The sequence below is a fragment of the Paenibacillus prosopidis genome (assembly GCF_003337375.1).
GTDB classification, from domain to species: Bacteria; Bacillota; Bacilli; order Paenibacillales; family Paenibacillaceae; genus Pristimantibacillus; species Pristimantibacillus prosopidis.
Genome location: NZ_QPJD01000013.1, coordinates 82,674 through 95,979 on the forward strand (window position 1 = coordinate 82,674; position 13,306 = coordinate 95,979).

General features: G+C 46.3%; 12 protein-coding genes. 9 read left to right on the plus strand and 3 right to left on the minus strand.

Annotated features, from left to right (window positions below):
• The first annotated feature begins 4 nt into the window (after window positions 1–4).
• From DFP97_RS20175 to DFP97_RS30865, 3 genes are all read left to right on the plus strand, one after another.
• Complete coding sequence (locus DFP97_RS20175; RefSeq protein ID WP_114381995.1) at window positions 5–1,336, plus strand: glycosyltransferase family 2 protein; 1,332 nt, start codon at window positions 5–7, stop codon at window positions 1,334–1,336.
• A 186-nt stretch (window positions 1,337–1,522) separates the two neighbouring features.
• Complete coding sequence (locus DFP97_RS30860) at window positions 1,523–1,663, plus strand: hypothetical protein (RefSeq protein WP_181873600.1); 141 nt, start codon at window positions 1,523–1,525, stop codon at window positions 1,661–1,663.
• 788 nt (window positions 1,664–2,451) lie between these two features.
• Complete coding sequence (locus DFP97_RS30865; protein ID WP_181873601.1) at window positions 2,452–2,589, plus strand: hypothetical protein; 138 nt, start codon at window positions 2,452–2,454, stop codon at window positions 2,587–2,589.
• A gap of 135 nt (window positions 2,590–2,724) precedes the next feature.
• Here the strand turns inward: DFP97_RS30865 and DFP97_RS20190 are convergent, their stop codons facing one another.
• Complete coding sequence (locus tag DFP97_RS20190; RefSeq protein WP_181873602.1) at window positions 2,725–3,846, minus strand: YheC/YheD family endospore coat-associated protein; 1,122 nt, start codon at window positions 3,844–3,846, stop codon at window positions 2,725–2,727.
• Window positions 3,847–3,904: 58 nt separating this feature from the next.
• Between DFP97_RS20190 and DFP97_RS31215 the strand changes: the two genes are divergently transcribed.
• From DFP97_RS31215 to DFP97_RS20215, 6 genes are all read left to right on the plus strand, one after another.
• The gene (locus tag DFP97_RS31215; protein ID WP_220271179.1) at window positions 3,905–4,054 is read left to right on the plus strand and encodes a hypothetical protein; all 150 of its coding nucleotides are present in this window, start codon (window positions 3,905–3,907) and stop codon (window positions 4,052–4,054) included.
• 172 nt (window positions 4,055–4,226) lie between these two features.
• Window positions 4,227–8,042: a phospholipid carrier-dependent glycosyltransferase gene (locus DFP97_RS20195; protein WP_114381999.1), complete on the plus strand. Its 3,816-nt coding sequence runs from the start codon at window positions 4,227–4,229 to the stop codon at window positions 8,040–8,042.
• A 19-nt stretch (window positions 8,043–8,061) separates the two neighbouring features.
• The gene (locus DFP97_RS20200) at window positions 8,062–9,063 is read left to right on the plus strand and encodes a glycosyltransferase family 2 protein (RefSeq protein WP_114382000.1); all 1,002 of its coding nucleotides are present in this window, start codon (window positions 8,062–8,064) and stop codon (window positions 9,061–9,063) included.
• Complete coding sequence (locus DFP97_RS20205) at window positions 9,056–9,478, plus strand: GtrA family protein (protein WP_114382001.1); 423 nt, start codon at window positions 9,056–9,058, stop codon at window positions 9,476–9,478. The genes DFP97_RS20200 and DFP97_RS20205 overlap by 8 nt, the downstream gene beginning before the upstream one ends.
• 57 nt (window positions 9,479–9,535) lie before the next feature.
• On the plus strand, window positions 9,536–10,306 hold the full coding sequence (locus DFP97_RS20210; RefSeq protein WP_114382002.1) for a sortase: 771 nt from the start codon (window positions 9,536–9,538) through the stop codon (window positions 10,304–10,306).
• A gap of 122 nt (window positions 10,307–10,428) precedes the next feature.
• On the plus strand, window positions 10,429–10,653 hold the full coding sequence (locus DFP97_RS20215; protein WP_006040330.1) for a helix-turn-helix domain-containing protein: 225 nt from the start codon (window positions 10,429–10,431) through the stop codon (window positions 10,651–10,653).
• A 346-nt stretch (window positions 10,654–10,999) separates the two neighbouring features.
• On the opposite strand, the gene DFP97_RS20220 is transcribed toward DFP97_RS20215, so the two are convergent.
• Together DFP97_RS20220 and DFP97_RS20225 are read right to left on the minus strand one after the other, a co-directional pair.
• Window positions 11,000–11,503: a PTS sugar transporter subunit IIA gene (locus DFP97_RS20220; protein WP_245976460.1), complete on the minus strand. Its 504-nt coding sequence runs from the start codon at window positions 11,501–11,503 to the stop codon at window positions 11,000–11,002.
• A gap of 111 nt (window positions 11,504–11,614) precedes the next feature.
• Entirely contained in the window at window positions 11,615–13,249 is a 1,635-nt protein-coding gene (locus DFP97_RS20225) for a catalase (RefSeq protein WP_114382003.1), read from the minus strand.
• Window positions 13,250–13,306: the final 57 nt, after the last annotated feature.

Genomic DNA, 13,306 nt, shown 5'->3' on the forward strand with positions numbered 1-13,306 from the left:
CTTCATGCGCCGTCGTCGGTCACTTCGAATATATTCAAGGGTCAGTACTCAAAACTATCTCAGAGGCTATCATGCCAGCTTTGCTTCCGGCTACCTTGCCGGCAAACAAGCGGCCGCTGCAAGTTTTCATCAGCCTTTTGAAGGCACCAGTATTATTATCCCGACATTCAATCAATTGAAATACTTGAGAAGCTGCATCGAAAGCATAAAGAAATATACGCAGCAGCCTTATGAGCTGATTATTATCGACAATGGCTCGAAGGATGGAACAGCAGCCTATTTGAAGTCTCTTAAAGGGCGAGTGCGCTATAAAATATTCAAGGTTAACCTAGGTTTCGCCGGAGGCGTTAATCAAGGACTAATGATGGCCAAAGGGACATCGATTGTCATTCTTAACAATGACACCTTGCTTACCAAAGATTGGCTGTCCAACCTTTTGACATGCTTGTCTAGTGATCCATCCATCGGCCTTGTCGGTCCGGTAACGAACAATTTGTCCAATGACCAGAAGATTGCGGTGAACTATAAAACGACTCGTGAGATGCAGCGTTTTGCCAGCAGCTACAATCGTTCCAATCCGGAGCGATGGAGACGGTCGAAGGTCATTTTTGGCTTTTGTTTGCTGCTGCGCAGGGACGTACTGAAGAGGGTCGGTTATTTGGATGAAGGTTACGTAAATGGCACCTGCGAGGATGTCGATTATTATCTTCGCATTCGTTTGTTAGGCCTGGATCTGGTCATTGCGGAAGATACGTTCATCCATCATTACGGCAGCGTCACCATGCGGTCATTTCGGGATGCCTCGAGGCACAACCATGTATATTTTCGAGAGAAATGGGGAGATTGGCAGCAAATAGGCAGACTTGAAACGGTGATGGATTCGGCTCAGCCTGACGAAAACCGAAAAGCTTCTGATTTTTATCCGACTCACATCCTCGTAAAAGGGACGGATTCTAACGTGTATTGGGTAGAGCATGGCATTAGATTTGCAGTTCGCGGTGGCGAACCGGCAGGTCCTGCCGTACGATTGCCGCAGCTTGATTTGTGGAACTGGCCTATCGGAGCCGATATTTCCGCCGAATCGCTGCTGCGGAAGATAGCGGCACTATCCACGCCAATTCCGGACCTCACCGAGGGCGGACTTGCGCAAACGGAGGATGGCGAAATGTATCAATACAGGCTGGGAAAGCTCCATCGAATCGTAACAAAGCAGGCATGCACTGCATGGAATTTCCAGCAGCGTTATATAAAGCCGATCTCGCATGACGAGAAAAATCGGTATGCGGAAGGATTGCCTATTATAGCACCCCCGATCGTAAAGGCCGGAAATATATAAAATCTTTGGTAGTGGAGGCAAAGATGCATGTCACATAAGAAAACAAAAAAAGCTTCCTTAAAAAAAGGAAGCAGAAAAATAACGGGAAAGGTGAGGCGTCCCTTAAAAAGTCTCCGAATGAAAGGCGCTGCAGAAAGAAGGAAACGGCGCGCCGGAGCTCCGAGAAAAAGACTGATGGGGAAGTCCATGCATAGAAAAAGGATTTCGAGAGAGTATCAAGGCGGGTATGAGCAAGGCTATAGGGAAGGTCATGCCAAAGGCTTCGAGGATGCTCATCAAGAGACCTATATGAATCATTCGGGTCAGCTTGTTGATCAAGCTGGCTAAGTGAAAATTGCCAGCATTGCAGGGACCGTTAGGAAGATCTATCAAGACATCGTAGATACGATTCGCGAAGACATTTTTCCGATAAATGAAGGATTTGTTGCCGTACAGCCTCCCGGATTCTATAACAAGTCACGATGGGATTTCGAATACGAGAAAAATCCGCAAAGCCTGGCCTACTTTTCAGTATGTTATTGTTGATTTAATTGGCATTTATAGCATTATGCCAAGTTGCTCAGTTTATTGGATGAAGGCATAAGAGCGAATAATAACAAAAACGAAATGGCGATTTGGCATGATGAATCGCATTTAAAATAAATATTTGATAGATAAAGGCCCTAAGGTGATGAGTCATCTTACTGTTGTCTCGAAGAGTGGGGAGCTGGCATTTCCTATGAAACTTTTAATTTGCGATAAAAATAACTTCGGAGGCCATGATGTCTTAAGAAGCTGATTGTTCAAAGGAAGAGCTGTAAGCAGGGGTTTTACCCAAAATGCTTACGGCTCTTTATTTTTCGATTTGGAGATCAGAAAATATCAACTGAGGGCACGGAGGAACAATTAAACATCCACTCAGAGGAAGTTCTCGAAAAAGTGGATACGCCGAACATACCGCAGCACATTCCAATCAAGAGAGGTATGTTGCATATGCTGCAGCATATGGGCTCGGAGCAGCGTATTTGAACAGCATGTCACGTTGGATTTTTCTATTAAGCGCATTGAAGACGAATCCGCCATCGAAGCGAATAGGTTTACTTCATTTACGGAGGAAACGAACTTGATTTCGCAAAATGAGCGGACCTTCGAAATTCGAGCTTAAAGAGGATGAGGAAAAGTATGTACATTCTCGCAAGCAAATGGTGGCCGCACGAGATTTGCCGATCGGTGCGATTTTGACGGAGAGGGATATTCAGTTTAAGCGAACGTAAGATTGGTCTGATATGGCCCCGGACGATTTCGACAAACTATTAGGACGCACTTTGCTGAAACCGATCGGCAGAGGCAGGCGTTTTCTTGGAAATATATTAATTGGGATGATCAATCGTAACAATTCACTCCGACGCTTATGCTTCGGAGTGATTGTCGAGCAAGTATTTGGCGTAACCCATTGGATTATCAAAGGTAGCCGTCCACACGTCCATCATGCCGGCTTCGCGAAAGCTGTAACGCTGGTCTCTGCCGTTGCATTCGATGAACATCGGATGCCCGTCAGTCGTAATTCCTACGTCAAGCCCTAAGTCGGCCATATGGGGAAGTTGTTTGGATAACTGGGAAGCGATTCGTATGGAAAGGTTGTAGATGCGCTTTTCTACATCTTCCATATCTAAATTGTCATACTCTTCTTGCAATATCGTGTGCAACTGATACGTACTGCCGCCTTGAGCTACGTTCGTCACGAACGTGTGCTTCGGGGCCACTTTCGCTACGATACCGGTCATATCCCAGAGACCGTCCGCAGTTCGCTGCACGGAGACGCGTAGATCGAAGGGACTCCCTTTGAAAGTTGCAAGAGGCAAGCACTGCTGCACGATATAGAACGTGCTTCGAATGCGTTTCAGAAGCACTGCGGGCAGTTTCTTACCTTTCCATTCGATGGAGCGCCACTTTTGTTTCACGGAAACGAGCGATACCGGATACGTCAGCTTCCAACCAGCATTCGTTCGGTCTATACGCATGATACCACGCCCAACGCTGCTGCTGTTCGGCTTGACGATCAGAGAGTCGGACTGACTCATCATCCTTTGAATTGCGGACGCTGTGGCCCGGTCGGTCGCTGGCAAATGCGGGCGCAAGTCCGCGTCTTCCCATAGCAAGCGGTGAATTAGCAGCTTGCCGTAACGATTTCGACGGTTAAACAGCAGGCGTCCGTTGCGCAGGTACGAAGACAATAGACGAATTTGATGTTTGCTTGAAAAGAATGCCCGATTGTGTATGACCGAGGGAGCAGGGACATTCGTCCGGACGTAACTATTATCTGGTTTAACGTAAGCCTTCACAGTCGATTGTCCTATCCGAAGATCGCACAATCGGAAGAAGCACGGAGTAATGCCGTATTTTTTACCTGCCTCAACATAAAGGTCGAAGTTTTCATAGTCCGATGTTCCGGAGGAAATCTTGCGATACAAGTTATTGTTTACGAGAATGCCTACATAGGGAGGATGCAGGGCTATCCCTCCTTTATCCAATATCGACGCTTGCGCAAAGCAATCATGATATAAGATATGAAGGCGATCAGTTGAGGGTATGGACAGAATTCATGGATTACGGAATGTTCCGCTTTTATCACTTGTTCAGAAGCTGCGGATGTTCCGACAGCTGCTTCAGCACGTGCACGATTTCCTGCTCCGGGCAGTCGCACAGGTCATAAGTTTATCGAATATGAAGCACCGCTAGTAAATTGAAGATTGCAGTCCTATTAATGTTAAATGCAGCCTGTTCTTCTCAGAGGACGGTTGCATTTTTTTTGTATAATTTCATTGACCATCATATTATTATCTAATAGAGTTAAGTTGTATTTTGTTGTAAATCCGCATCTATATTCTGATATGAGGTGGAAACGGGTAAGATGATGAAAATCTCCATTCGAACTGCTGCAGCCATCCTTCTCCTAACCTTTCTGTGGCCCGCCGTAATCGGTCACGCCGCTAATAATCTATTGAAAAATGCCAGCTTCGAACAGGTGACATCGGGACTTCCGGATGAATGGAGCCATTCGGCATGGCTGCAAGAGGACCATATAACGATCTACGCTGTGGATGATACTGAAGCCCATACGGGCAAACAATCAGTCATGCTCGATAATGTGGAAGCAAACCATTCACGCTGGACGCAGGACGTTGCCGTAAAGGCGAACTCGGTCTATAAGTTTTCTGCATACGTCAAAACGGAACGAATCGGCGCAGATGCTGCCGGCGCTATTCTCTATGTAGATGGTGTTGCTGTTACATACCCTGAAGTGAGGGACACGAAAGGGAAATGGGAATACGTCTATTTCTACGGGAAGACGGGAAAAGGACAAACGAAGATTACGTTTGGAGCCAGTCTTGGCGGCTATGGGAGCATTAACACGGGGAAGGCTTATTTTGACGATGTAGGTGTAGAGAAGGTTTCGAAGGCTCCTGCCGGAGCGGAAGTATTCAGCCTAAGCGCATCTGAACAAGGCGACTCGCCAGAGGCTGCCGCTTCGGGCGGCTCTGTCCTTTCTGTATTAGGGTTTGCGATGCTATTTAGCATGTTTTTTGTAATCATTTACAACAAGCTTTTGCGGGATCGAAGCTGGCTGGATCGGAAGCTTCATTTGCACCAAGTTCTGCCCGCTGCAGTATTTGCAAGCGCCCTTGCGCTCCGTTTGTGGGTTGCCGTTGCCAACAAAGGCTATGCCAATGATATCGCATTATTTATGGCATGGGCGGACCATGCTGTGTCGGGTGGGCTTTCCGGATTTTACAATTCGGGTATGTTTGTTGATTACCCGCCAGGGTATATTTATGTGTTGTACGTGTTAGGTGCGGTAAAAAGCGCATTTGCGCTTGAGGGATCATCTGCCGCGGCCATGCTGTTATTCAAGCTGCCGGCCATTGCAGCCGATCTGGCATCAGCTTGCCTGATTTATCAAATGGCAAAAAAGAAAGCGGGCTTCTCGCTTTCTCTTGGATTAGCGCTGCTATATGCTTTTAATCCGGCAGTTATCGTTGATTCAGCTGCATGGGGCCAAGTGGATTCGATCTTTGCGCTTGTTTTGGTGCTTTCCATTCGCAATATATCGGAAAATAAAATCGAACGAGCTTCGATTTGGTTTGCCCTTGCAGCTTTAATTAAGCCGCAAGCCTTTATTTTTATGCCGGTGCTGCTGCTCTGGTTTGTTTACCGGAGAGCTTGGAAGCTAATTCCGGTTAGCGCTTTTTACGGCTTTACAACGTTTATATTGTTAGCTTTGCCTTTCTTTTGGGGACACGGGGGGCTCTCCGCTCTCATTTCACTGTATAAAGGGACGCTTGCCTCTTATCCCTATTCAACGTTAAATGCATTTAACCTCTATGCGCTGAGCGATGTCAATTGGAAGCCGATTACCGATAAGTGGCTCTTGTTTACGTTCGAAACGTGGGGGTCTATTTTTATTTTGGCAGCCATAGCGCTGGCCGTATACTTCGCGCTTCGGAAACGCGGCGGCAACGAATCGGGTCGTTCGTATTTTGTGGCGATGATTTTGATTGCAGTTGTATTTATAGGCGTTACAAAAATGCATGAGCGTTACTTGTTCCCGGTTCTTTTGCTAGCCATTATGGTCTTCGTTCAATCACTCGACCGCAGAATGTTATTCATCTATTTTGGATTTAGTATAACCAGCTTTATTAATATCGCTTATGTCTTGGATTACAGTAAGGTGAGCACAAACGTTCCGTTTAATGGAATTGTTTTATTATGCTCTGCAGCAAATATTGGTCTGCTGCTTTACTTGCTCTATACCGGATATGATAGTTATATACGTGCCAGAGTGAAGCCGATTGTACCGATAGATGAGCAGCAGAAAAAACAATCGGATCATGTGGCTTTAGCGGAGTTTACAGTTGATTCGGCATCAAGATTGAGACAAGATGCATACCGGCTTCATCGTAAAGATTGGATATGGATGGGGGCAATAACGCTCGTATATGCGGTTGTCGCTTTGTATCAGCTGGGTGATATGAAGGGACCGGAAACCGCCTGGCAGCCCGCGTCAGCAGGGCAAAGCTTCTACGTCGATCTTGGAGAAGTTAAACAGCTGGACCGTATAAATAGCTTTGGCGGGGTAGGTACCGGGAAGTATAAATATGAATTTAGCCAAACGGGTGCCGACTGGGATCATGTGATGGAAGTAGACAGCAGTCATACAGCCGTGTTTACTTGGAACAGCCAGTTATCGGATCTGCAAGCTCGCTATGTCAAGCTCACGGTTACGCAAACGGGTTTTTCCATGCATGAGCTGGCCATTTATGAGCAAGGCAACAAAACGCCTTTGCCGATCGTTGGAATAAATGAAGAACAAGCTAAGGATGCCAAAAGAGGCAGCGTGCAGTTGTTATTTGATGAACAACAGCTGGCAGCATATGATGCAACTTTTATGAAAGGTTCCTATTTCGATGAGATTTATCATGCCCGAACGGCCTATGAGCATTTGGAGCATATCGTGGCTTATGAGAATACGCATCCGCCGCTTGGCAAAATCTTTATCGCGCTCGGTATCAAATGGTTTGGTTTGAATCCATTCGGATGGCGCATAGCGGGAACGCTTTTTGGTATTGCCATGCTGCCTCTCATGTATTTGTTCGCAAGAAGACTGTTCAATAGCAGCATCTACGCAGCGCTTGCTGCAGCCTTGTTCGCCGTTGATTTCATGCATTTTACCCAAACGCGAATCGCGACGATCGATGTATATGGCGTATTTTTTATTATGCTTATGTTTTTTTTCATGCACAACTATTATTCATTAAGCTTTTATCGGGTAAAGCTCGGCGTTACCCTGGTTCCTTTGTTTCTGGCAGGATTGTTTTTTGGAATCGGCGTCGCTTCCAAGTGGATTGTGCTATACGGCGGAGCAGGCTTAGCGGTGATGCTTGGATTGTCGTTATTTGAACGCTACAAGCAGTACGCGGCAGCCAAACATGTATTGCAAAGGGGAAGTACGCAGGAGCAGGAGCATCATTTTAATAAAGAAACGCTGCAGCATATCGTCAATGTTTTTCCGCGATATACATGGATAACTCTAACTGTATGTTTAGTATTCTATATTGCAGTTCCGTTGCTTATTTACGGCTTGTCTTATATCCCCGTTCTTACTGTAATGGATGACGGGTACACGATTAAGAGCTTTATTGATTATCAGAAGCATATGTTTAGTTATCACAGCAATCTTGTATCGACGCATCCGTTCTCTTCCTCTTGGTGGGAGTGGCCGTTCATGAAACGGCCAGTATGGTACTACTCGGGAGACAATTTGCCTGCCGGCCTTAAATCTACGATCGTAGCGATGGGCAATCCGCTTATTTGGTGGGCGGGGATTTTCGCGATGCTGGCAACGATTTGGTTAAGCATTAGAAGGGGAAACAAAGCGGTTTATACGATATGGATCGCGTTCTTGGCTCAGTACGTGCCTTGGATGCTGGTCACCCGCTTAACCTTTCTTTATCATTATTTTGCGATGGTGCCGTTCATTATCCTTAGTCTGGTTTATATGTTCAAAGTAATCGAGGAGAAAAGGCCGAGCTATCGTCTATGGCGAAATCTATTTTTGGCCGCTGCCATTCTGTTGTTCTTTATGTTCTATCCCGCTCTGTCCGGTATGACCGTCCAGGGATGGTATGTGGAGCATGTGCTGCGCTGGTTCCCGGGCTGGCTATTTTAATAAGGTGGGGGGTAAGAGGATGAAACAACCGGCTGTAAAGTACAGTATTATCGTGCCTATGTTCAACGAAGAAGAGGTTATCGAATTAACGTACGATCGGCTTAAGCAAGTAATGGATGGTACGGAAGAGCCGTATGAGCTTATTTTCGTTAACGATGGCAGCCACGACCGAACAGTAGAACTAATCACGATGATATGCAATTTTGACCCGAGCGTCCGTCTTATAAACTTTTCCCGTAATTTTGGGCACCAGATTGCGATTTCCGCAGGCATGGATTATGCGCAGGGAGATGCGATCGTGGTCATCGATGCGGATCTCCAAGATCCGCCTGAGGTCATATTAGAGATGATTGCCAAGTGGAAGGAAGGCTATGAGGTTGTTTACGGCAAGCGGCTAAAGCGTAAAGGAGAGACCGTATTTAAAAAAGTGACCGCAAAAATCTTTTATCGCACCATGCGGATTATGACCAATGTTGACATTCCTGTCGATACCGGTGATTTTCGTTTAATCGACCGCAAAGTGTGCGATGTTCTGCGCGGCTTGAAAGAGAAAAACCGGTTTGTGCGGGGCTTGGTAAGCTGGATCGGCTTTCGGCAGACAATGGTCGAATATGAACGTGAGGAGCGCTTTGCCGGCGAAACCAAATATCCATTGAAGAAAATGATCTCTTTTGCGGTTGACGGCATTACGTCCTTTTCCCACAAGCCGCTCAAGATTGCTACTTATGTGGGCTTTACCCTGTCGATTGGTAGTTTTTTATACTTAATCGTCGTTATTTTTCAGAAGCTGTTTACCGGCAGCACGGTTGCAGGATGGGCGTCAATCGTAGCGGTTAATCTGCTGTTCAATGGCATTATCCTTATGCTGCTTGGGCTAATCGGCGAGTATATTGGACGGATTTACGATGAATCGAAAAACAGACCGCTCTATATCGTGCGTGATGTGCAGGGCTATTCCGGTCCCAAGGGAGATTACCCTACGGCCGCAAATGACCCTGAACGATTAAAAGAATATGTTTAAACTGAACCGTAAAATGCCCGCCGCACAATTCATCAGGTTTAATTTGATAGGACTGCTCAATACGGCTATCGATTTTGTATTATTCACTTTATTTATTTGGCTAGGCGTCTACTACTTGCTGGCACAAATACTCGCTTATGGTGCTGGAATGGCTAACAGCTTTCTATTAAATAACCGGTATACATTTAACAAAGGCCAAGCTGCAGTACCCGGTACGAATGAATGGAAGAAACGGCTGCGTTTCGCCGCCTGGAACGGCATTGTGCTCGGCATTTCATTGCTGCTGCTTGCTGCTTTAACCAAGCTGTTTAGTATGGACGATGTCCTTGCAAAGGTGATCGTTACCATAGTAACGGTTGGCATTAATTTTTATGGGAGCAGAAAATGGGTCTTTGTGCAGCAGCAAGCTAACTGACATCCTTTTTAACCGTTGAATACCATAATTCGGAGTTATAAAGAGAGTGTGAGGAAAATGAGAAGAGGACTTTCTTATACGTTAGTTGTTTTTGGTGTTTTGGTGCTCCTGTATCCGAAAGCGAATGAATGGTATGAGAACAAGCAGCAGGAGCGGCTTATGGCGGAATGGGAAGAAGCGAGCTTTGACGAGGCGGCAGAGCAGCAAGCCCGGCAGCAGTATGAGCAGCTAACAGATTTATTTAACGAGGAGTCCGGTAACGGGGAGACGGTTACGGGCACGTTATCTGAGGAAGCTGCGAAAGTAACGGAGACACCGGTAGTGCCAACTAGTGAACCAGCAAGTGAACCAGCAAGTGAACCAGCAAGTGAACCAACACGAGAACCAACAAGTGAACCAACAAGTGAAGTGCCCTCACCGAAGCCGGTGGCGCCAAAGCTTAGCCCGATTGCCACGATTAAGATTGATAAAATAAAGCTTAAGCTTCCTGTCGTCGAAGGAGCAACGCAGAAAAATATGAAATCCGCGACCGCTCATTTGAAGGAAACAACGGCTTTAGGGCAGATTGGAAATGCGGCGATCGCAGGACATAGGATGCGGTCGAAAGGCAGACTGTTTAACCGGCTGGGAGAAGTCGAGGTCGGGGACAAAATTGTCATCGATACAAAAGATCAAACTTACACCTACACCGTGTATAAGGTATCGATCGTCGAGCCGACAGACGTGTCCGTACTTAATTATAACAACGAAGACAAGCTGCTAACATTGATTACGTGTGATCCCATCGTTAACCCCACGCACCGTTTAATTATCCACGCAAAGCTGTAAATGAGAGGAGCCCATTTTCACCGTTTACAGCACCAATGCTATCGCCCCTTCATACTATAATTTGACTGTATCCCTTAACCTTGTTAAACCATAAAAACCCGCGCAAGGAGGGGTGACAAACTTTGAAGGGTAGCGACCATAAGAGCAAGTTTTTATTGACGCATCGTGAACGCGAGGTATTCGAGCTGTTAGTACAGGATAAAACAACCAGGGATATTGCACAGCAACTGTTTATCAGCGAGAAGACTGTCCGCAACCATATTTCTAATGTCATGCAAAAATTGAACGTAAAAGGTCGTTCGCAGGCGGTTGTCGAGCTTATCAAGCTTGGGGAATTACAAATCTAACATAGTAACATAATCGGACGGCATAGTGATATGCTGTCTTATTTTTTGGTTCGGCATATTCATCTGCGATTCTATATTGGATTTTTGAAGTATAGACGTAAAATCTCGTCCAAAGGTTCGGCTATATTGGATTATTGCAGTTAAAAACAGTGAAACAAACTCTAATCATAGATTTTGAGGGAATATGGTCCTTTTTTTTGGATTTATACAGTATAGACGTATATTAAGGGGCTAAACAATCGGAAGTTACTGTATATTTCCAATATAGCCTAGCCGAGAAGTTAATTTTTCACAAAGTTGATTCTCCAACTACTGGTTCAGCTAAGCTTCAAATGCAGGGTTGTTATCAGCCCTTCATGCCCGCTTTAAGAATAACTTCATCACCGCCGGTAACGTTGCCGCTTAAAATGATATGTTCAAGCAACTTAACCTCATTCTCGTTTGCAACGACGACCGGTGTGATAGAAGAGCAGCCGGCTGCTTCGATTTTCAAGCGATCAAATTCTATCAGCGTATCGCCGGCATTAAAGGTGTCGCCAGGGATAACATGGGTTCGGAAGCCGTCGCCATTCAACGCTTCCGTATTGATTCCGATGTGGATTTGCAGCTTCAGACCGGTGCTGTGCTCTACAATGATGGAGTGATTCGAGTCGTTGAGATGCGATACTTTGCCGTCGAATGGAGCGATTATTTTGCCTAAGCTAGGCTCGATAGCTATTCCGTCACCCCTTTGTTTACCGGCAAAGGCTTCATCAGGGACAGCGCTGAGTGGTAAAAGCCTGCCCGACAAAGGGGCTAAAATTTCAATGGTCTTATGTTTTGATTTTCCAAAAAGCTTTGACAGCATCATGAAATACCTCCTTTTCCATTAAGATGTCCAAAAGGCAAAAAAAGAGCCAAGAAAAGATGACTGTTCTAATTAAGAAATTTAGAAAGTAATCTTATCTTGGCATCTTGCATTTTAGTAACCGTCGGTTGAATGTCCGAGTTCGGATGACAGCTCCATTCCCTCCTTAGCCGGTTTTGTACCGATATGGCTGCTTTCGGTTTTTTTCTGGTCGGCTTTCCGCAAGCCTTCCGCTACACGTTTGCCATAGTCGGCATCCGCTTCCGTGAAGTACCCGATCATAAGCTCCCGAATGACGGAGCTGCATGTGCCGAGCGCATCGACGAGGTTTGCAATCAGCTCATCCCGTTCCCATTGCTCAAACTTGCGATACGTTTCGCCGGCTTGCTTGAAGTTGTTCTGGCGATCGATCGGTTGTCTCGTCAGCTTGGCCGAATAGGATGGCTCATGCGGAGCTCCGGGACGAACCGCTTCAGTCAATCCGCCCATAGTGGAGGGCTCATAGTTGACATGCGGGTTCTGTCCTGGCGCAATGTCGATATAGAAGGCCATTTGACCATCGCGCTGATTGGTAGCGATATGCTTCTTAGGAGCGTTGATCGGCAGCTGCAAATAGTTGCTGCCCACACGGTACCGCTGCGTATCCGAATAGGAAAAGGTGCGTCCTTGCAGCATTTTATCGTCGGAGAAGTCAAGCCCGTCAACTAATACGCCCGTACCGAAGGCCGCTTGCTCCACTTCAGCAAAATAGTTTTCCGGATTTTTGTTCAATACCATCTTGCCGACAGGCAGCATAGGAAACTGCGCAGTGTCCCACAGCTTCGTATCGTCGAGCGGATCGAAATCGAGCTCATCATGCTCATCATCGCTCATCCATTGTACTTGAAGCTCCCATGCCGGATAGTCACCGCGCTCGATTGCTTCGTACAAATCCTGTGTCGCGTGATTGAAGTTTTTGCCTTGAATCTGCTCTGCTTCACTCTGGGTCAGATTACGGATGCCTTGCAGCGGCTCCCAATGATATTTGACGAGAACGGCATTTCCTTCCGCGTTAACCCATTTGTATGTATTGACGCCGGAGCCTTGCATTTGTCTGTAGTTAGCGGGAATACCCCATGGCGAGAAAAGGAATGTAATCATATGGGTTGCCTCAGGCGTTTGGGAGACAAAATCAAAGAACCGTTCCATGCTTTGTACGTTGGTAACAGGATCAGGCTTAAATGCATGAACCATATCCGGAAATTTCATCGCATCGCGAATGAAAAAAATTTTTAAATTGTTGCCTACTAAATCCCAATTCCCGTCCTCCGTATAGAACTTTGTAGCAAAGCCCCTAGGATCGCGAAGCGTCTCCGGAGAATGACCGCCATGTATAACGCTGGAAAACCGAACGAATACAGGCGTTTGTTTTCCGGCTTCTTGAAATAGCTTTGCTCTTGTATATTTTGCAATCGGTTCATTCCCCAGCTTGCCGTACGCTTCGAAATAACCGTGGGCTCCGGCTCCTCTGCCGTGCACGACACGCTCAGGTATTCGTTCACGGTCAAAATGAGAAATCTTCTCGATAAAATGATAGTTCTCGAGCGTTCCGGGACCGCGGTTTCCGATTGTCCGCATGTTTTGATTGTCTGTTATAGGGTGTCCCTGACGGTTCGTCAGCGTCTGACCGGTTTCGCCGAGAGCAAGCCTTCCGTCCCGGGCATGCCCTGGCTCGCTAACGTTCGTACCGTTTATTTCGCTCGATGTCATGATTTCGGTTTCCTCCAATTTGCTTTTATGTCATTTCACAGACTAATATGCTTCATA